This is a genomic window from Bacillus badius NBRC 15713 (assembly GCF_001591605.1).
In the GTDB taxonomy this organism is placed as follows: Bacteria; Bacillota; Bacilli; order Bacillales; family Domibacillaceae; genus Pseudobacillus; species Pseudobacillus badius.
On sequence record NZ_BCVF01000007.1, the window covers coordinates 1 to 19,142 of the forward strand.

General features: G+C 45.0%; 18 protein-coding genes and 2 pseudogenes. 5 read left to right on the forward strand and 15 right to left on the reverse strand.

What is annotated here, in order from left to right; all coding sequences use genetic code 11:
- Positions 1 to 364: 364 nt before the first annotated feature.
- Positions 365 to 1,822: a potassium/proton antiporter gene (locus BBA02S_RS05240; protein ID WP_041094527.1), complete on the reverse strand. Its 1,458-nt coding sequence runs from the start codon at positions 1,820 to 1,822 to the stop codon at positions 365 to 367.
- Between the two features lie 260 nt (positions 1,823 to 2,082).
- Between BBA02S_RS05240 and BBA02S_RS21515 the strand changes: the two are divergent.
- Positions 2,083 to 2,295: pseudogene (locus tag BBA02S_RS21515) on the forward strand (KGG domain-containing protein); the annotation flags it as partial.
- Between the two features lie 96 nt (positions 2,296 to 2,391).
- Positions 2,392 to 2,661: pseudogene (locus BBA02S_RS21520) on the forward strand (KGG domain-containing protein); the annotation flags it as partial.
- 56 nt (positions 2,662 to 2,717) lie between these two features.
- On the opposite strand, the gene BBA02S_RS05255 reads toward BBA02S_RS21520, so the two are convergent.
- The 11 genes from BBA02S_RS05255 to hpaI all read right to left on the reverse strand — a co-directional run bounded on the left by BBA02S_RS05255 (position 2,718) and on the right by hpaI (position 13,220).
- Complete coding sequence (locus BBA02S_RS05255; RefSeq protein WP_041113504.1) at positions 2,718 to 4,298, reverse strand: sodium:solute symporter family protein; 1,581 nt, start codon at positions 4,296 to 4,298, stop codon at positions 2,718 to 2,720.
- 5 nt (positions 4,299 to 4,303) lie between these two features.
- Positions 4,304 to 4,417, reverse strand: a complete 114-nt coding sequence (locus BBA02S_RS21525; RefSeq protein ID WP_327809365.1) for a symporter small accessory protein — start codon at positions 4,415 to 4,417, stop codon at positions 4,304 to 4,306.
- Positions 4,418 to 4,556: 139 nt separating this feature from the next.
- Positions 4,557 to 4,958, reverse strand: a complete 402-nt coding sequence (locus BBA02S_RS05260) for a 5-carboxymethyl-2-hydroxymuconate Delta-isomerase (RefSeq protein WP_041095710.1) — start codon at positions 4,956 to 4,958, stop codon at positions 4,557 to 4,559.
- 18 nt (positions 4,959 to 4,976) lie between these two features.
- Complete coding sequence (locus BBA02S_RS05265) at positions 4,977 to 5,771, reverse strand: fumarylacetoacetate hydrolase family protein (protein ID WP_041094535.1); 795 nt, start codon at positions 5,769 to 5,771, stop codon at positions 4,977 to 4,979.
- Positions 5,768 to 6,556: a fumarylacetoacetate hydrolase family protein gene (locus BBA02S_RS05270; RefSeq protein WP_041094537.1), complete on the reverse strand. Its 789-nt coding sequence runs from the start codon at positions 6,554 to 6,556 to the stop codon at positions 5,768 to 5,770. Before BBA02S_RS05270 ends, BBA02S_RS05265 begins: the two co-directional genes overlap by 4 nt.
- Before the next feature lie 190 nt (positions 6,557 to 6,746).
- Positions 6,747 to 7,643: a cytidyltransferase gene (locus BBA02S_RS05275; protein ID WP_041113503.1), complete on the reverse strand. Its 897-nt coding sequence runs from the start codon at positions 7,641 to 7,643 to the stop codon at positions 6,747 to 6,749.
- Between the two features lie 26 nt (positions 7,644 to 7,669).
- Entirely contained in the window at positions 7,670 to 8,143 is a 474-nt protein-coding gene (locus BBA02S_RS05280) for a flavin reductase family protein (RefSeq protein ID WP_041094541.1), read from the reverse strand.
- 24 nt (positions 8,144 to 8,167) lie between these two features.
- Positions 8,168 to 9,151 (reverse strand): 3,4-dihydroxyphenylacetate 2,3-dioxygenase, encoded by a 984-nt coding sequence (gene hpaD / locus BBA02S_RS05285; RefSeq protein ID WP_041094543.1) that lies wholly within the window; start codon positions 9,149 to 9,151, stop codon positions 8,168 to 8,170.
- A 34-nt stretch (positions 9,152 to 9,185) separates the two neighbouring features.
- Positions 9,186 to 10,655 (reverse strand): 4-hydroxyphenylacetate 3-monooxygenase, oxygenase component, encoded by a 1,470-nt coding sequence (hpaB, locus tag BBA02S_RS05290; RefSeq protein WP_041094545.1) that lies wholly within the window; start codon positions 10,653 to 10,655, stop codon positions 9,186 to 9,188.
- A gap of 66 nt (positions 10,656 to 10,721) precedes the next feature.
- Complete coding sequence (gene hpaE / locus BBA02S_RS05295) at positions 10,722 to 12,236, reverse strand: 5-carboxymethyl-2-hydroxymuconate semialdehyde dehydrogenase (RefSeq protein ID WP_052474955.1); 1,515 nt, start codon at positions 12,234 to 12,236, stop codon at positions 10,722 to 10,724.
- A 57-nt stretch (positions 12,237 to 12,293) separates the two neighbouring features.
- Positions 12,294 to 13,220: a 2,4-dihydroxyhept-2-ene-1,7-dioic acid aldolase gene (gene hpaI / locus BBA02S_RS05300; protein ID WP_041113502.1), complete on the reverse strand. Its 927-nt coding sequence runs from the start codon at positions 13,218 to 13,220 to the stop codon at positions 12,294 to 12,296.
- A 195-nt stretch (positions 13,221 to 13,415) separates the two neighbouring features.
- On the opposite strand from hpaI, the gene BBA02S_RS05305 reads away from it, so the two are divergent.
- Complete coding sequence (locus tag BBA02S_RS05305) at positions 13,416 to 14,306, forward strand: LysR family transcriptional regulator (protein WP_041094550.1); 891 nt, start codon at positions 13,416 to 13,418, stop codon at positions 14,304 to 14,306.
- A gap of 16 nt (positions 14,307 to 14,322) precedes the next feature.
- Here the strand turns inward: BBA02S_RS05305 and BBA02S_RS05310 are convergent, their stop codons facing one another.
- The gene (locus BBA02S_RS05310) at positions 14,323 to 15,399 is read right to left on the reverse strand and encodes a hypothetical protein (protein ID WP_041113501.1); all 1,077 of its coding nucleotides are present in this window, start codon (positions 15,397 to 15,399) and stop codon (positions 14,323 to 14,325) included.
- Between the two features lie 171 nt (positions 15,400 to 15,570).
- On the opposite strand from BBA02S_RS05310, the gene BBA02S_RS05315 reads away from it, so the two are divergent.
- Both BBA02S_RS05315 and BBA02S_RS05320 read left to right on the forward strand, forming a co-directional pair.
- Entirely contained in the window at positions 15,571 to 15,888 is a 318-nt protein-coding gene (locus BBA02S_RS05315) for a DMT family transporter (RefSeq protein ID WP_041094554.1), read from the forward strand.
- An 11-nt stretch (positions 15,889 to 15,899) separates the two neighbouring features.
- On the forward strand, positions 15,900 to 16,244 hold the full coding sequence (locus BBA02S_RS05320) for a DMT family transporter (RefSeq protein WP_041113500.1): 345 nt from the start codon (positions 15,900 to 15,902) through the stop codon (positions 16,242 to 16,244).
- Positions 16,245 to 16,320: 76 nt separating this feature from the next.
- On the opposite strand, the gene BBA02S_RS05325 is transcribed toward BBA02S_RS05320, so the two are convergent.
- Both BBA02S_RS05325 and BBA02S_RS05335 read right to left on the reverse strand, forming a co-directional pair.
- Positions 16,321 to 17,865, reverse strand: a complete 1,545-nt coding sequence (locus tag BBA02S_RS05325) for a BCCT family transporter (protein ID WP_041113499.1) — start codon at positions 17,863 to 17,865, stop codon at positions 16,321 to 16,323.
- A gap of 182 nt (positions 17,866 to 18,047) precedes the next feature.
- Positions 18,048 to 19,124: a tartrate dehydrogenase gene (locus tag BBA02S_RS05335; protein ID WP_041094562.1), complete on the reverse strand. Its 1,077-nt coding sequence runs from the start codon at positions 19,122 to 19,124 to the stop codon at positions 18,048 to 18,050.
- Positions 19,125 to 19,142 lie beyond the last annotated feature (18 nt).

Sequence of the window (19,142 nt, forward strand, 5' to 3'; positions counted from 1 at the left end):
CCATTTCAATCAACACGGTGGACAACGTGACAGTGATGACTGTTTAAAAATAAATAGATGGAACGCTTGAGGTAAAGAAGAGGCCTTCGAAACATCGGCCCCTCCAATCAGCTTGTGCCAGAGAATCATCTGGTTCGTCAAATGGAGCATGCGTTGAACAAGATGAAGAGAGCTTAAAAATGGTTGAGGCAGGCGATGTTTACTTCAGCTGCCATGACTCTTAAAAAAATGGCCTGAGTCATAGGTCTGTTATTCTCTCAGATAGCTTGACATCCACCTCAAAAAGCAGAAAGAATCTCCTTCCGAACTCTTTTTTGCCGACAAACTAAGGACAGCACACAACCTGTGCTGTCCTTTCTCCTTCCTATGAATCGCCGCCTTTTTTCATAAGGGTTTCCTTCAATTCCTTCTTTTTATCTTTCTTTACTAATACATACAGCACATCTTCTGGGAGAAGCCTCGTTGCTCCCTCCGGAGTAATAAGCCTCTCCCCTCTCACCACCGCGGTAATCAATGTCTTCGGCGGCAAGCGGACTTCATGAATTTGTTTATTCGCTGCCGGTGATTCTTCAAGGATGCGCATTTCTACCATTTCGCTATTTGCCTTACCAATAGAAATTAATTCCAAGCTGTGGGAGGATTGCGCCTTTTTTCCCGTTCCGGTCACGTTAAGCAGTTCTGCTGCTTTAGAAATTGTCGTTCCTTGAATAACGGTGGACAGCAGAACAACGAAAAAGACAACATTAAACATCAGCTGGCCATGCTCCAGTCCTTCTACCAGCGGGTATGTGCCAAGGATGATCGGTACAGCTCCTTTTAAGCCAGCCCATGAAATGAAGAGCTTTTCTTTTAGATTAATGTTCGAAAAAAACAAGCTGACAAATACACCAATAGGCCGGGCAATAAGCATTAAAAAAACAGCCAAGGCAATTCCCTGCCAAGCAACATGGAGCAATTCGCCCGGAAAAACAAGAAGGCCTAAAATCATAAACATGACCATTTGCATCATCCATGCCAGACCCTCATTAAACCCAAGAATAGAATGGCGATAGGTTAGGTCGGCATTTCCAATAATGATCGCCATTACATATACCGCCAAAAACCCGCTCGCATTCATAATGGTGACTGTACTAAACGCAAAGATCGCTAAAGCAATAGATAGAACCGGATAAAGCCCGGAGGAATCGAGGTTAATTTTATTAATGATCCAAATAGAGAGGATACCGAACATAATTCCTAGAATCAGTCCAACTCCCATTTGCCAAAAAAAGCTGAAAACGAGGTGAAGAGGTTCAAATGAGGGTGATTGAATCACTTGAATTAAACTAATGGTTAAAAAGATAGCCATCGGATCGTTGGAGGCTGACTCAGCTTCAAGCACGGTTGTCAGCTTTTGTTTCACGTTCTTGTTTCCAAGTACACTGAATACAGCTGCGGCATCCGTCGAACCGACAATTGCCCCGACAAGCAGGCCCTCTGCCCACGTTAAATCAAGAATAAATTTGGCAGCCGCCCCAACTGTGACAGTGGTGACAACGACTCCTATCGTAGCAAGCGACAAGGAGGGTTTATATACCTTCTTCACGCTTTCCCACTTTGTCTGCAGGCCCCCTTCAAATAAAATAATGACTAAGGCAACCGTTGCCAGGAGCTGAGCAAGCCAGGCATTATCAAAAAAGACAAAACGATTTAATATCATGCCGACAACAATAAACAGCACAAGGGACGGCAAACCGAGCCTTGTGGAGAACTTGGCCCCGATGACACCGGCCAGCAAAAGAATAGATACAGCTAAGATAATGTTTTCAATCGTAAAATTCATCGCACTCTCCTTTCAGAAAATAAGGTCTTCTTATTAAATCTTATAACACCCTCTGGATTTTTCCAACGTAAATGACTGCATTCAAAAGATAAAAACATCTTATCTCCGTTTATCAATCCCTTCATAACATTTAAAGGAAAAAAATAAATTATGAAAAAAGTAGGAGTTTTTATTTTATATATATTTATGTGTTTCCGGACAAATGAAAGAGGCTATATAACAACCGTACACCAAATAATCCATTGAAGGAGATGAGAGAAATGGCAGAAAACAATAACAACAATCGCGAGAATAAAATGAGCTTAGAAGAAGCTGGACGCAAAGGCGGAGAAACGACTGCCCGCAATCATGATAAGGAATTTTACCAAGAAATCGGCAAAAAGGGCGGAGAAGCGACCGCTGAAAAACATGGGAAGGATTTCTATCAGGAGATTGGCGAGAAGGGCGGAAATGCCCGCGCGGAACAAAGAGAATCTAATAAATAATATTTTTAAAATAACGGTTTAAATTATTTAAAAAAAGGAAATAAAAACCATATGATTCATTAAATTAAAAAGGAGATGTATAAAATGGCAAGAAAAAACAACGAAAACAAAATGAGCCTAGAGGAAGCTGGACGCAAAGGCGGAGAAACGACTGCCCGCAATCATGATAAGGAATTTTATCAAGAAATCGGACAAAAGGGCGGAGAAGCCACTGCTGAAAACCACGATAAAGACTTCTACCAAGAAATCGGCAAAAAAGGAGGAGAAGCGACCTCCGAAAATCACGATAAAGACTTCTATCAAGAAATTGGTGAAAAAGGCGGAAACGCTCGCGCAGAACAACGTGACAACGATTAACTGCTGCACACAACAAAACCAGGCCCGAATGAATGGGCCTGGTTTTGTTGTTGCTAGATAATTTGTTCGCGACGTTCTTCCTCTTCCTTCACTGCTTCACTCTTTGTAAATAAGCTCACTACGATAAAGACCATTGCCGACACTGGCAACGCGTAAAATAACGGATCAATATGCGTCATTGGGTACGCAAACAACGTGTCTTTTCCGAACAATGCTTTAGAGAGGCCTAGAACGGCCGCCTCCTTCTCATGCAAGAACAGAAAACCAAAAATACTTACAGCAAAACCGACAATCATACTTGCTTTTGCCCCTGTTCTTGTTGAGTTTTTCCAGAAGAAGGCGCCGATCATTACCGGCAAAAATCCGGCCGCACATATGCCGAACCAGAAAGCAGTCGCTTGGGCAATGACACCGCCAGGCAATACATAAGATAACGCAACAGCGGCCACAATGCCGAGAAGCACGCCGATACGGGAAGCATCTATTCCAAATACCGACCGAATACCGAAGCTTTTTAAGATATCTTGTCCAAAAGCCGAGCCTTGTAAATGAATTAAAGAGCTAATCGTTGAAATCGCCGCTGATAACAAGGTTAAAGTAAATAGATAAACAAACCATTCCGGCATCAAATGATTAATAAAAGCAGGAATCACAAGGTCTACATTTCCTTTTGCCACCTCTATGGACAGCTTTCCTAGATGTTCTTGAAAGTACAGGTTACTAATTGGTCCAAGCATAAAAGCGGCACCGGTCATAAAGAAAATGAATACCCCGCCGACAATAACAGAGCGGTAAAGCGCTTGATTATTTTTTACTGTCATAAACCGCATCACAAGCTGCGGCTGTGCCAGCACTCCGATTCCCACTCCCATAACAATTGTACTTACTAGTGTCCACCAGATCGGAGACCCTAATTCCGGCATGGAAGTCCAGCCGCGATGGCCCTGCTCGACTAGAGACTGGGGAACCAGATCTTTCATAGCTGTTAATCCAGCATGTCCGTCAATAACACCGCCCACAGCCTTGTATCCCATGAACAAGAAGATGGCCATACCAATAAACATGACGATCGCTGCAAATGCGTCCGTATACATAACAGCCTTAATTCCCCCGCTTAATACATAAAAACCAACGATGACGGCCAATACTAACAGTGCGATATTATAGTCCATCGAAAGAGTTTCCTGCAGAAACCGTCCTCCGCCCACTAGAACGATACTCGTGTAAGCCGGCATTAATACGAAAATAACAATCCCTGAAAACACAGTAATAAACTTTGATTGATAACGCTTTCCTAAAAGTTCAGCAAAGGTGTAGGCCCCCAGCTGTTCGGAAACCTTTCGGATGCGGGTTCCAAAAAACACAAAGGAGACAAAAACGCCAAAAACAATATTGAGAAAGCAGAGCCATAACAGACCAAAGCCATGTAATGACGCGACACCGCCAAAGCCAATTAAAGAAGATGTGCTTATAAAAGTGGCCCCATAGGAAAGTGCCATAACTGTAGGATTAATTCCCCGCCCGCCTACTAAATAATCAGCTTCGGACCTTGTAGTTTTATAGCCGTAATAAGCAAGCGCCGACATAATGCCTAAATAAAGTAAAAGTATTGGAATTAATACAGCAAAATTCACTTAGCTCACTCTCCCTCTCCGCGGTTCCACATAACCACTCCAAAAATAATGCAGCCAACCATCGATAAAATCGTCCCCAGCCATGCAAAAGCAATAATTGGATCTTCCATACCAAACATAGGTCATTTCCCCCTTTTATATAACCTTCCCAAAAGCGAAAAGTACTTGTAACAAAAGCGCGATTCAAAGCAAGCTTCTGTTACAAGCAGACTTTTATTCTTATCCTTGCTATCCCCTTGCAGAATAAAAAGTGTGATGTTATTTCTCTGTAGCTGTCTTTTTGTAGCGGGCATGAATATTATTGTGCTTATAAGTTCCAGCCTCGCTAAATTCGATTAATTCCATTGACAGAGCCAGGTAACGATTAGCGAAAAGATCAGCAAAATGGTCTTTCATTACCTGAAACAGCTCATCGCATACCATCTTCTTTACTGATTCCGGCCGGCCTGCTCCAATTTTCAAGACAGCATGGACAAATGCATCATCCTCTGTGCCGTCGGCGATAACGTAATCATGCAGTTCGATCGCCCGGGAACGAATCCCGCCAATTGGAAACGTTCCATCATAAGAGATAAGCAGCTGATTCACCTTTTTCAGCAAAGCCGGTATCTCAGCCTCTGCTTTAATATTATCTGTATACTCGATAATGAAATGAGGCACAGGCATTTCCCTCCCTTCTCATGTTGTTTGTTTAGACGCTTCTTCTTGCGGCACTGGACCGATGCCAAATAAATCATCGCCCACAATTGTATTGATGAGACGGCCGATGCCTTCAATTTCAGTAATGACTTCATCGCCGACTTTCGTGTCGACGGAGCCTTTTGGTGTACCCGTCAAAATGACATCCCCTTCATTCAGCGTCATAAAGCTGCTCAAGTATTCAATCAGATAAGGAATATCAAATACCATGTCCTTCGTATTGCCTTCCTGGGTCACCTCTCCATTTACATATGTTTTCAGTGACAAATTCATCGGATCAGGGATATCCTTCTTATCAACGAACCAAGGGCCGATTGGGGTGCATGTATCCCGATTTTTCACCCGCAAGTTAGGGCGGTAATAGTTCTCCAAATAATCGCGGATAGCATAGTCGTTAGCAATCGTGTAGCCTGATACATACTCGTAGGCCTCTTCCCTTTTTACATTTCGTGCCGGACGGCCAATAACAACGGCCAGCTCACACTCATAATGCATGTATTCCACATCTGCCGGCCGCCGGGTTTGTCCGCGGTGGCCGATAAAAGTATTCGGCCCTTTTAAGAAAACGAGAGGCTCTTCCGGCGCCTTAAAAGACAATTCGGCCGCATGATCTGCGTAATTCAGACCAAGAGCAAAGACTGTCTTCGGCTCAAACGGCGGAAGCCAGACAACGGCTTGTTCTTCTACTATCCGTCCGTCATTAAGCTGCAGCCGCCCATCCTTTTCTACAGCGCCATGAATCGCTCCGGCATAAGCTACTTTCGCTCGTCTCATTGTGACTCCTCCTTTGCTTGCCCCTCAGACAGAACTATATTTTCAAGTGCACCCAATCCTTCAATTTCGATGCGCACTTGATCACCTGCTTTCGCCAGAGGTGCATTCTCAGGAACGCCCGCTAAAAGGACATCTCCTTCGTTTAATGTCATAAAGTCCGTTACCTCTGCCAATAACTTAGCGATTGGCCGAATTAAATTAGCTGTGGTATTTTCCTGGCGCAGATCCCCGTTAATATAGACGCGAGTGTATAACTGGTCAGGATCTTGAATCGCTTCCCGCTGTACTATCCAAGGCCCAACCGGACAAAAGCCGTCCCGTGCTTTTTGCCTGATCGCCGGGCGATAGACGCTTTCATGCGGAACACTTACATCGTTGACAATCGTGTAGCCAGCTACATAATCCAATGCGTCCTCTTCCTTTAGCCGCGTGGCTGTCCGGCCGATAACAATGCCAAGCGCTGCTCCGATCTCCAGCGCTTCTACTCCTTCCGGAAGAATCACCGGCCGGCTGTGGCTATTAATTGTATTTGCAGGCTTGATATAAAGAACAGGTGCTTTCGGCGCTGCTTTGTAAGGCGCTTCATGAACGGCTTCTCCGAGTAATTCAAGCGCTCCTTTATAGTTTAATAGCGTTCCGTATATCGTCCCGGACACCGGTGCATCAAACATTAGCTCATTCAAACAGAAGGAACACCCCGCTTTCTCGATTTTCCCTTCCGCCAGTTTTATATAAATTTCATCCGATTGCAGTTTACCTTGAAATTTTGCCTTTGCTGTTATCATTCATTTCGCACTCCTTTGGCAGTAAATGAGTTCCGGATTTTCTAGGCACTTTCACTAGGACGCTTTAACGCACCAAAAAATCTTTCATAAAAAATCCAGACAGGAGGAAAGGGGAGGCATCTGGCTGCTCCCCTCCTTTCCCGTTTGTTCATAGCTTTAACGGTTGTATGGCCATTTGACGAAACTGCGATTAAATCACCAGCTCTTCCTTATGGATATACTCGCTTACTTCCGTCGTCTCGTTTTGTTTGCCAGCCGTATATTTCAGCCATTTGATGTTCACCTGCTTGGCATATGTGTCTGCAAAACACTCTTTCAGTTGAACGAGTAAAGAAGGCTGGCAGCCCGCCACCGACATTTGATGGCAGATTCCTTTATATACTCGCCCTTCTATTTCTGCTTCAACACGATAAATCCCAAGCTTTGGCAAGCGGTATTCCTTGTCAATGTCCACTTTGATAAATTGGTGATTCTTATAAAACAGGGAGTTTTTTTGGACCCTGCCCCTCGTTTCATATGAACAGCCAAGCAAGGAAGGAACTTTATCCACCTTCCCGGCAGCCAGCAATTCACGGATCGCCGTCGAACTGATTTTTTCTTCCTTCTGCTCAATCTTTTGAATCGTTGTCACTTCGAATTTGCCGGTTCCTGCTCTCGTAAGTGTCTCCATATTTCCTTTGCCTTTATGTCCATAATGATAATCAAAGCCGGCAACTACATGCTTGCTGTGTAAAGCTAAGATATAACGCTCGATGAAAGCTTCGGGGGAAAGCTGTGCAAAATCAGGCGTGAACTTCACAATGAATAATCGATCGACACCCAGCTCCTGAAACCGCTCTTCTTTTAGCGGCAGCGGCGTTAAATACGTCATAGGTTCCTGAGAAGGAAAAAGAATATCCTTTGGATGAGGATAAAAAGTCATGACGTTAAATTGATAGCCTTTTGATCTTGCTGCTGCTTTGGCTGCTTCCAGAATGCCGCGGTGACCGATATGCACTCCATCAAAAAAACCGAGCGCCAGTACACAAGGAGCGGATCCGGCTATTGCTGGGATCTCATTTGGGTGTTCAATGTGAATCGTTTCCATCTGCTGCACGTCCCCTTTCATTTCGTTTAAACGAGCTGCTCTTCCGCCAGCTGTCCGTATTTTCCTTCAAAGAAAGTAAGCGGAGTTCCTTCGCGCAGAACAATTTCCTGCACTTCACCGATAAACAGCGTATGGTCTCCCGCTACCTGCGTCGAATGCACGTTGCACACAATATTAGCAAGCGCCTCTTTAATGACCGGCATATCTTTTATACGGCCGAACTCTGCTTCCCGCTTTTCTTTCAGTTGTCCAGCAAATAGCATGGATACTTCCTGCTGCTCCGCTGCTAAAATATTGACAGCAAATTTGCCTGATTCTTTGATTTTCTCAAGCATTTTCGCTCTTTCGCCAATCGATATGACAACAAGCTTCGGATTAAGGGATACGGACATGAAGGCGTTTGCCGTCATGCCATGTGCTTCCCCGTCCAGCTCTGTCGTAATAACTGTTACTCCTGTCGCGAATTTTCCCATTGCATTGCGAAATAACCGATCATCCATTGTTGATTCCTCCGTTACTTGACATTAGATAATGAATTCAGGCTTCTTTTGGGCAAGCTTCGGTGCTTCCGTTTGAACAAGCTCTCCTGTTTCAATATCGATGAATGGAGAAGTTTCATTGAACCAGCTATCCGGTGCTTTAGCTCCCCAGAATGTTTGGCGGCGCGGATCGTTCAAGTCCCAGCGAATCGGTTCAAAGTCAGGATCACTCGTTAAGTAGTCACCGTTATATAGCTCGATGCGATGGCCATCCGGATCTCTTAAATATAAGAAGAAGGCATTAGATAAGCCATGTCTGCCAGGTCCCCGTTCAATGCTATCCGCGTATCCAAGGGAAGCAAGAACATCACAGCAATGAATAAGAGCTAACGGGTCCGGCAGCCAGTAAGCAAAGTGATGCAAACGCGGTCCTTCTCCATTCATGAATGCTTGATCATGAACGCTCGGCTTGCGGTGCAGCCAAGCCGCCCAAATGCTCTCATCTTCTGTCGCTGTATACTCAGAGCAGGCAAATCCCAGTTCATTAATAAAGAAATCGTAGGCCTTTTGCACATCGGGAACCGCACAGTTCACATGATCAATGCGCTGAATTCGAGCTCCTCGATACAAATCGTAACGCTGAAGGAGCCGCTCTGCTTTATCCATTTTGCAAAAGAATTCCAGCGGCAGGCCAGATACATCCTGCACATGAAGCGCTCGGCCAACCGCATGCTGCGAACCCTCCTCCAGCCATTTTGTTTTTAAGCCCTTTGACTTAAAGAGTTCTGCCAGCTTATCGAGGTCTTCTTCTTTCTCTACTTTATAACCGAGTGCATGAACGCCCACTTTGTCTGATTTTTTCAATACGAGGCTGTGATGGACATGTTCTTCCAAGCCCCTTAAGTAAATGCATTCATCATTACTTTCTGTTTCAATAAAACCTAAAGCGTCGACATAAAATTTTCTTGAGCGTTCAAGATCCTTTACATTCAGTACTGTTCTGGCGATACGGATAATATTAAAATCCATTTGCCCCTGCCTCCCTTTTGCTTATCGATATGAATTATTTTTGGACGAGTTCCTCTGAGCGGTCTAAGAACTCTTTCACGCGATCCACATATTCCTGCTTGTCGTAACCGTTGTACAAGGCGCTCGCCATGCGCACCGGATCACCGAAGAAGAAGCGCTCGTATAATGTTTGTCTTGTTCCAAACGCGCTCATGCAGACATCCCATGCTAAGCGGTACAACTTCACACGGTCGTAAGCGTTTCCAGTCGCTGACTGCAAGTACTTATCGAGATCCGGACGGATATCTGAGTTGAAATCAGCCTCATTCGGAATGGCCATTAAGCCGCTGGCGCCGAGCAATTGCATAATTTCACTGAAGCGCGGATAAATTTTTGGGTAGTAGTTGCGGGCGATGTTTAACGGTGTGAAATCCGGTGTCATGATGCCCCATTTGTCAATTTTGGCGTTCGCTTCGGAAGCTGTCAGGTACGCTTTTACCGTTTCTAATGCCATAATAATTTCAGAGGCTTTCTCTTGAACGTGCTGATATTGGCCGATGTTAATCGTCTCGATCATCAATTGGACCAATCCAAGAATAAATTCTGTTTTCGCCACGTTTTTCGAAACAACCTGATGCGTCATATGAACGACCGCATTGCTTTCGTTGTATGCCTGGTTGCAGACACCAACATCTCCGAGAGCGAAGACGCGATCCCACGGAACAACCACATCATCAAACACAACGATCGTATCCATTTCTTCAAAGCGCGAACCAAGCGGGTGATCAAAATTAGACTTTCCGTAATCAAAGGACTCACGGCAAATGAACTTTAATCCTGGCGTGTTGTTTGGAATAGAGAAAGCGTACGCATAAGGATTTTCCTCTTCTGCCTGCTTTAACAGCGTGGAAGGGAAGACCATAATCTCATCTGTAATCCCGCCTTGAGTAGCCAGCAAACGGGCTCCTTTAATAACAACACCTTCTGAAGTTTTCTCCTTAATGCGAGCTGCAATATACGGATCCGGCAACTGTGCTGCATTGACGCCGCGATTGACTTGCGGCTGGATGAGAGTGTGCGTTAAAGATAAATCATTTTCGCGGCAGTATTCGTAATATTTCGACATATTTTGAGCGTAAAACGGGTCCTGCTTGCCGAACATTTCTGATGCTGAACCGTAGGCCATCATGCCAACGTTGATATAGTCTGGTGAACGTCCCATCATTCCATTGTTATGGCGAGCCCACTCCTGCATCATTCTGCGGCGCATTTCCAAGTCTTCCTTCGTTCTCGGCTGAATAAAGGAGGTTCCGACACGATCGCCTGTCGCAGGTGATTCATACGTCATAAATTCTTTCTTCTTTGGGTCATGCTGCATATCATACAATTCAGCTTGAGTCTTCATCACGCCTTTAAATGACGGATGCTCAGAGATGTTTCCTTTTACCTGTTCTCCGTTAATCCATATATTTGCTTGCGCTTGGTCTACTCTTTCAATATACTCTTTACCTGTTTTAGCTGGCATCTTACTCGCTCCTTCTCTAGTGAAAGTAGAAGGCGCCCGCTTAGCGCCTTCATCTTTATGCATTTTTTACTTTCCGAACTGCGGGATATGATGATCGCCAATCGCTACGTGGATCACTTTTGGTTCAGTATAAAATTCAAAGAGGGCATAACGGCCGCCTTCTCGGCCGATACCGCTATCTTTCATTCCTCCAAACGGAATTCTTAAATCACGCACATTTTGCGCATTGATCCACAGCATGCCGGCTTCCACTGCCTGCGCCACGCGATGCCCGCGCTTAATATCATTTGTCCAGACATATCCAGCAAGCCCATAGCGCACATCGTTAGCTGCTTTAACCACTTCTTCTTCCGTTTCAAATTCAATGACAGCCATGACGGGTCCGAAAATTTCTTCCTGGCACACCTTCATCTCGTTTTTAGCATTCAACAAGAGAGTAGGCGGTACGAAGTTGCCAGCCTTCACCTCTTCCGGAACGACCCCTTGAATAACTTCACAGCCTTCTTCTTTTGCCAGTTCAATATAGCCTTTTACTTTATTAAAATGCTCTTTCTCAATCAGCGGGCCAAGCTGCGTTTGTGCATCCATCGGATCACCGATTTTAATATTCATGACACGCTTCTTCAGCTTTTCAACAAACTCTTCTTTAATATTTTTATGCAAAAACACACGAGAGTTGGCTGTGCAGCGTTCACCGTTAAAGGAAAAGATCCCCCAGACGGCTGCATCAAGCGCCCGGTCAAGATCCGCGTCGTCAAACACGATCAGCGGAGATTTACCCCCAAGCTCCATGGATGTTTTCTTTAGTGTATCGGCAGAATTTTTAATGATCACTGATCCCGTTGTTGTTTCACCGGTAAAAGAGATGGCCTTGACATCCGGATGCGCGACAAGCGTTGCTCCTGCTGTTTCTCCAAAACCGTGGACAATGTTAAATACGCCCTCTGGAAGACCCGCTTTATCGATCACTTCCGCCAGCTTGTTCGCTGTTAAAGGAGACAGTTCAGCCGGCTTCAATATCACTGTATTTCCTGTAGCCAAAGCCGGAGCCACCTTCCACGTTTCAAGCATAAACGGCGCATTCCATGGAGTTATCAGCCCAATTGGCCCAAGCGGCTTATACACCGTGTAATTAATGAACTCATCATCCATCGGATAAGACTCTCCATGCATCAGCGACTGCACCATCCGGGCATAGAAGCGGAAGTTCTCCGCTGCCCGGGCTGCCTGCTTCTTCGTTTGGCTGATTGGAAGGCCGGTATCCAGCGATTCCAAATAAGAAATTTCTTCGGCATGCTCCTCAATAAGGTCCGCAATGCGATTAATATATTTCATGCGTTCGGCCACTTTCATCTTTCCCCATGGCCCTTCTTCAAACGCTTTCTTTGCCGCTGCTACTGCTTTGTTAATATCTTCTGCACGGCCTTCGGCAACCACATTACTCGCTTCATTGGTAAATGGATTCATATTTTCAAAGGTTGCCCCTGTTGCGGCATCGGTAAATTGGCCGTTAATATAAAGCTTTACGTCATCTACTCGTTTATGAGTCAGCTCCTGTTGGCCAGCTGCTTGTACTTGCATCATGGTCCCTCCTCTTTCATCCCCCTGCGCTTCATTAAGTTTGCAGCTTTCCGCTGCTTAATTAGCTGAAACGCCTTCTGGTAAAATGTTATAAGCTGTCAATACCTGACGAATTTCATCTTGCAATTCTTGTGTCGGCAACGCCATCGGCTTGCGAAGAACCGGCTCAATTTTACCCATCATGCCCATAGCAGCCTTGACTGGAGCAGGATTTGTATCTTTAAAGAGAACATCATTTAACGGCATTAATTCATAGTGAAGCTCCAATGCTCGTTCTGTATTTCCCTCCATCCAGGCATTGTGCATTTCGGCTACTTGCGCCGGTGCCACGTTCGCGGTTGCGCTGATTGAACCAGCTCCGCCAATTGTCAGCATCGGGTAGCAAAGCAATTCAATGCCGGAGAACAGCTTAAAATCCCGTCCGCAATTCAGCATGACACGATTCACATGTTCAAAATCTTTATTGGATTCTTTTGCGCCGATAATGTTCGGGCAATCCTCCACGAGTCGCGCCAATGTTTTGACTTCAAGATTGACGCCTGTACGTCCCGGTATGTTATAGACCACAATCGGAATGTCAACTGCATCGGCAATCGTTTTATAATGATTGTAAAGAGCATGCTGGGACGGTTTATTGTAATAAGGAACAATAACCATCGCTGCATCTGCGCCCATCTCTTGAGCGGCTTTTGTCAGGCGAAGGGCTTCATTGTAGTTAACAGAGCCCGTACCCGGCGCAAACGGAACGCGGCCATCAATTGTTTTGAACGCTGTTTCCATAACCAGCTCTCTTTCTTCTACAGTTAACGAGCTTGGTTCCCCGGATGTGCCTGTAACGGAAATCCCGTGGCTGCCGCTTTCAATTTGCCAGTTGATTAAGCTTTTGAATGTATCAAGATCCAATCTTTCATCCTGTTTGAACGGCGTAATAACAGGTGCTATTGATCCTTTTAGCTTTTCTTTTGCTTCCTGAACTTTTGACATATGTCCTTCTCTCCTTTTATGTTTACTTCTTCATTCGTTTTAATTAATTCCACTGTCTAAGCGGAAGGTTCTAAAAATTCGGAAAAAATACTGGAATCGTTTACATAAATAACTTATCATAGAGATTGAAATATTGAAAATATTAAAAATATTGGTTAAATATATAAAAAAGATATACTTAAGGAGGTCATCACATTGGATATCCGGCAAATTCGCTATTTCGCCACGATTGCCGAAGAAGGACAAATTACGAAAGCTGCCAAAAAACTGCACATGGCTCAGCCTCCTCTCAGCCAGCAGCTAAAGTCGCTAGAAGAAGAACTGGGCGTGCTGCTGCTAGAACGCAAAGGAAGAAAGCTCGAATTGACAGAAGCAGGAAAAGTATTGTATAAGAAGGCCAAGCATTTGCTTGAACAAATGGAGGAAACAATTGTAGAGGTAAAAGAGGTCGGAGACGGGTTAAAAGGAGTTTTATCGATCGGTTCCGTTAAAACTTGTTTTTCTTATATACCTGAACGCTTTCTTCACTTCAGGGAAAAGTATCCCCGTGTCAAATTCCGGTTAAAAGAAGGAGACTCTTCTTTGCTGGCCAATTATGTGAAACAGCGCGAAGTTGAATTAGCTATCGTTCGGCTGCCGCTGGAAATGGAGGAGTTTTCTTACTTGCCCCTGCCGACTGATCCTTTTGTGGCAGTGATGCCAGAAAACCCCCGCACACCCACTGTGATGCAAATGAAGGAGCTCAGCGGCATGCCGCTTATGCTGTTGCATCGAGTCAGCGGCGTTGGACTTTATGAACTGGTCATTAATGAATGCAAAAGGCATGACTTCGAACCAAATATCATTTGCGAATGTCCGGATGCGGCAATGCTGCTGTCCCTCGTACGAACAGGACTAGGCACGGCTCTTCTGCCGAAATCGACCCTTCTCTCTTTTCCAACGAACGGGTTGCAGATCGTTGAAATTGAAGATTGTACGATTCAATCTGAATCAGCTATTATCTGGCTGAAAGACCGCTACTTGTCCAAAAAAGCTGAACGCTTCTTAAATACCTTCCGTGCAGCTGAAATGACGATCAACTCATGAAAAAGGGGATGCTTTTTTAGCCATCCCCTTTTTGGCTTGTATGTTTAAATCCTTCTGCCTCTGCTGCCTCAAGAAACTCGGATGGCTGATCAAGACACAAATAGATTGTATCGGCTTTTTTAGCAAATCCATAAATATAGTGAACCGTTGCCGGCCTGTCAAGTTCGATGACAATTTGCGGCTTGCCCTTTTCCATATCTGTATATATCCCATGAAAAGCTGTTTGATCCTTTGGATTATATTCTCCCTCCTCTATCCAGCGAACGGAAAGAATATGATCCTTTTCAGCGACCACTCTCTTCGTTAATCCCATCGGAATCGTAATTTTATCTGGCTCCACAGTTACCCGATTCAGACGGATTGCCTGAATTTCTCCAAGAAAGAAAAAGACGGCGTATATATTCAAGACTGCCATAATCCAAGCAAGGACAGGGCTCCATGAATGAATAAGCCAGTGAACTCCCACAGTTTCTAATATAATGGCATGGATCAGCATAATGCGAAAAGCCAAAACACTCGTCCGGCGATGAGCGGTAAAGTGACGATTGGACTCGGGAGCCTTTTGCCGCCAACTGGTCACCGCAAATTTCCACATCATCCACTCAGAAATGATGACCTTTGCCAGCCGGTTTTCTGAAAAAGCGGCTTCAGCCTCATGCCAAACAGTGAGCGCTGGTGTAACCGCTCCTTCAGTTGCATCAACTTTTCGCCGGATCGAGCGAATCGTTTTGACGAGCCGAACAATAATCCAAATTTCAGCAGCAAATAAAGCGGCTTCTCCAGCAAGCAGCAGCCAGCCTACCCATTCCATTCCTGCTAGGTGAGCTTGAGGAATGATCGCCTTTGCGGCAAAATAGCCACTGAGCGCTACACCAATCACCGGAACAACCTGGCGTTTTCTTCGAAAAACAAAGAGGTAGGCAAGAAGAGGAAGAACAAGTACAAAATCCACTAATGAACCAGCGGCTGCCCATTGTCTATCATTCTCGGAAAGAGGAAGAAGACGGTGGGCGTAAAAATTGGATAGCACAATCACTGCTGACAGAATGATGAACCATTTCCATTTTGGCTGAGATACATGTGCAGCATTCATGTGAACAGCCTCCTTTACTAAATTATTATCTCTTCTTATTATTTTATAACAGAAATTCCCTCTTCTCTTTGAAAAAAAGTGACCATTTTCCTTCAGTTTCATTTTTATCCAGCTGAAAAACAATCTGTGTTAAACTATTTGCATAGTTTGTATTTCAGCGGAGGAGATAAAATGATTCTGCTTTCTTATTTATTATTAGGGATAGCTATTCTATCGGAAGTGTTTGGTTCAACTATGCTCAAGCTTTCAAATGGCTTTACCCGTATTCTCCCGGTGGCTGGAGTTATTGCGGGCTTTGGCTTGGCCTTTTATTTATTATCCATTTCCTTGAAGACGCTGCCTTTAGGAGTGGTATATGCCACTTGGAGCGGCTGCGGAACCATTTTGACGGTCGCGGTAGGCATCCTCTTCTTTAAAGAAAAAATGAATAAGCAAGGCATTGCCGGGATCTTTCTTCTTATCATTGGCCTTGTATTACTAAATAGTTAAGGAGAGCTAAAATGAAAGGTTTTATTTTTCTGGCATTGGCTATCTTATTAGAAGTATTTGGGTCAACTATGCTCAAGCTTTCGGACGGCTTTACAAATCTCTGGCCTTCGGTCGGTGTCGCCACCGGATTCCTCGCTGCTTTTACCTTGTTCAGCTTTGCCCTCAAAACGCTTCCTCTTTCCTTTGCCTATGCTACTTGGTCCGGAGCAGGCACAGCGCTGACAGCCGTCATTGGCGGTTTTGTATTCGGGGAAAGCTTTCACTTTTTGAAAATCAGCGGTTTATTCCTAATCATTTTTGGGATTGCTCTTCTTAATGCATCTGCGGGGAAGCAAACACAAAGCGAAAAAACATAATCTATGCAGACAGCAGCAAAAAAGGGTGCCCCACGCCGTCACTACCTCAACGGCTTGGGAGTCACCCTTTCTTTTTTTATCGCGCTTGTTTTTCAGCTCTGGCTCTCGCTGCCATTTGTTCTTCACTTTCTTGTCGAGATAGCTGAAGCCATTCATCTTGTAATCCTTTATAGGTTGAGTAGCACATAACGAGCATTAAGACGGCAAGCGGAACAGCGGTGGCTACAAGTGCCGATTGAAGCCCTTGCAAACCGCCTGTCATAATCAGTACAACTGAGATCGCAGCGATCACCACTCCCCAAACAATTTTCGTCCGGTGCGCCGGATTCGGATTTCCATTCTCGCTAATCATGCCTAATACGAAAACAGCGGAGTTAGCTGATGTAATAAAGAAGATCAGCACCAGCACCATTGCCAGCACGCTTAGAAACGCACTCATCGGAAAATATTCAAAGAACTGAAATAAAGCGGATGTCACGTCGGTTGATACGGCGGCAGCCAGTGCCTTTTCGCCCATATTTTGAATCAGGTGGATCGCGGAGCCGCCCATCACGGCGAACCAGAAGAAAGACCCAATCACAGGAATGAATACCGCTCCCATCATAAACTCTTTAATTGTCCGTCCTTTAGAAATGCGGGCAACAAAACTGCCAACGAGCGGCGCCCAGGCAATCCACCAGCCAAAATAGAACAATGTCCAGCTGGCAATCCAAGAGCCGTCACTGTAAGGTTCGGTACGGAAAGACATTCCGATAAAGTTTTGGGCATAATCGCCGATTCCTTGGAAAAAAATTTTAAAAATAGCCTGGGTCGGTCCCAGAAAAAGAACAAACCCCAGCAAAGCAAAAGCAAGCAGCATATTAAGGTTGGATAAATGTTTCATGGCTCCTTGAAGCCCTGAAACGGTAGAGCCTATATAAATGAGAGTAACTGCAATAATAATGAGTGCTTGTGTGCTGATGTTTACCGGGATTCCCCACAGAAAGCTCATGCCGCTGTTCACTTGAAGCGTCCCAAATCCAAGAGAGGTAGCAATGCCGATAACGATGGATAGAATGACCATTACGTCAATCGCCTTGCCCGCTGAGCCTTTAATCTTATCCCCAATGAGCGGATAGAAAACAGAGCTCAAGGAAGACGGCAGTTTTTTTCGAAACTGGAAGAAAGCCAAAGACACGCCTACGAGCGCATAACACGCCCAGGCTGATACCCCCCAATGCAAATAAACAAATTGCATGGCGAGCTTGGCCGATTCTTCAGAGGAGCCTTTTCCAAACGGAGGATCAATGTAATAAGAAACAGGCTCGGCTACTCCCCAAAAAACAAGGCTGATGCCGATCGAAGCGCTGAAGAGCATGCCAATCCAAGTAGCGGTCTTATATTCCGGGCGGTCATTATCATCTCCTAAACGAATATGGCCGAACTTTGACAGCCCGATATACATACAAAAAGCAAAGAAAACAAAGACACTTCCAAGAATGAACCATCCTAAATAATTATAAATAAAATTTAATGATGAATTAGAAAACCTCTCTAGTTGCTTCGGTGCCAATACACCGATACTGATTAGCAACAAGCTGGCCGCCAAAGAGGTATAAAAGACAGCTTTTTTGTGTGTCATCCAATCACTCCTTATTAGATTGTTTTACATTCTGTGCGACATTCTTGCTGCAATGTAAGCGGTTTCTATACATTAAATAGACAGATGGAACAAGGAATAATTGGCTATTTTCAACGTAACGCGTTAGCATCACTCGGCCGGCGGCAGCTGAAAAGCTCTTTGCCGCCGGCCGGGCGGTTGTTTTATTTTTTAGCCAGCGAAGCGACAATCTCTACCACCCGGTCGCCGACCTCAGCGGTAGAGGCCGTGCCCCCCATATCAGGTGTTAATACTTGCTGTTCCAACAGCAGCTGCTCGATGGCATTCAAGACGGTTTTTCCGTAGTCTTCGCAGCCAAAAAAGTCCAGCATTTGGCTTGCAGACCAAATAGAAGCGAGCGGGTTGGCCAATCCCTGCCCGGCAATATCGGGAGCTGATCCGTGAATCGGCTCAAACATGGATGGGTAGTGCCTTTCCGGATTAATATTAGCGCCAGCAGCAAGACCAATCCCGCCGGCAAGCGCGGCGCCTAAATCTGTTAAGATATCTCCGAACAAGTTGGAGGTAACCACTACTTCGAAACGCTTCGGATCTTTAATCATCAGCATGGCTGCCGCGTCGACTAAATAAGAAGCCGTTTCAACTTCCGGGTAGTCCCTGCTGACCTCTTCGAATACTTGATCCCAAAAAACCATCGAATAATTCAAAGCATTCGCTTTAGAAATACTTGTGAGCGACCGTCCTTCTCTTTTAGCCGTTTCGAATGCATAACGAATAATGCGCTCTGTTCCTTTGCGGGAAAACACACTGTTTTGCAAGACGACTTCATTTTCTTGTCCCTTAAACAGCCAGTCACCGGCTCCGGCATATTCGCCTTCACTATTCTCACGAATAAATAGCATATTAATGTCCTCGCGGTTCACATCGACAAGCGGCAGATGCGCCCCTTTTAACAGCTTAATCGGACGAATATTGACATATTGGTCAAAGCTTTTGCGAATTTTTAACAGGAGCTCCCAAAGCGACACATGATCGGGAACCCCCGGAAACCCGACAGCTCCTAAATAAATAGCATCAAACTCTTTCAGTTGTTCAATCCCGTTATCGTCCATCATCTTGCCATGCTTCGCATAAAACTCGCATCCCCACGGAAAATAAGTAAAGTCAAACCGGAAGCCTGAATCCAGCTCAGCTGTTTTATTTAATACTTTAATGCCTTCATCAATCACCTCGGGACCAATTCCATCTCCGGCAATTACCGCTATTTTAAATGTTTTCACTGTAATCTCCCTCGTTTT

Excerpts from the sequence above, each read along its gene's own strand:
- BBA02S_RS05240 (WP_041094527.1), bottom strand. The coding sequence starts at position 1,822 with ATGAATTTTACGATTGAAAACATTATCTTAGCTGTATCTATTCTTTTG.
- BBA02S_RS21525 (WP_327809365.1), bottom strand. The coding sequence starts at position 4,417 with ATGTTTGGTATGGAAGATCCAATTATTGCTTTTGCATGGCTGGGGACG.
- BBA02S_RS05265 (WP_041094535.1), bottom strand. The coding sequence starts at position 5,771 with ATGAGACGAGCGAAAGTAGCTTATGCCGGAGCGATTCATGGCGCTGTA.
- BBA02S_RS05270 (WP_041094537.1), bottom strand. The coding sequence starts at position 6,556 with ATGATAACAGCAAAGGCAAAATTTCAAGGTAAACTGCAATCGGATGAA.
- BBA02S_RS05275 (WP_041113503.1), bottom strand. The coding sequence starts at position 7,643 with ATGGAAACGATTCACATTGAACACCCAAATGAGATCCCAGCAATAGCC.
- BBA02S_RS05280 (WP_041094541.1), bottom strand. The coding sequence starts at position 8,143 with ATGGATGATCGGTTATTTCGCAATGCAATGGGAAAATTCGCGACAGGA.
- hpaD (WP_041094543.1), bottom strand. The coding sequence starts at position 9,151 with ATGGATTTTAATATTATCCGTATCGCCAGAACAGTACTGAATGTAAAG.
- hpaB (WP_041094545.1), bottom strand. The coding sequence starts at position 10,655 with ATGCCAGCTAAAACAGGTAAAGAGTATATTGAAAGAGTAGACCAAGCG.
- hpaE (WP_052474955.1), bottom strand. The coding sequence starts at position 12,236 with ATGCAAGTACAAGCAGCTGGCCAACAGGAGCTGACTCATAAACGAGTA.
- hpaI (WP_041113502.1), bottom strand. The coding sequence starts at position 13,220 with ATGTCAAAAGTTCAGGAAGCAAAAGAAAAGCTAAAAGGATCAATAGCA.
- BBA02S_RS05310 (WP_041113501.1), bottom strand. The coding sequence starts at position 15,399 with ATGAATGCTGCACATGTATCTCAGCCAAAATGGAAATGGTTCATCATT.
- BBA02S_RS05315 (WP_041094554.1), top strand. The coding sequence starts at position 15,571 with ATGATTCTGCTTTCTTATTTATTATTAGGGATAGCTATTCTATCGGAA.
- BBA02S_RS05320 (WP_041113500.1), top strand. The coding sequence starts at position 15,900 with ATGAAAGGTTTTATTTTTCTGGCATTGGCTATCTTATTAGAAGTATTT.
- BBA02S_RS05325 (WP_041113499.1), bottom strand. The coding sequence starts at position 17,865 with ATGACACACAAAAAAGCTGTCTTTTATACCTCTTTGGCGGCCAGCTTG.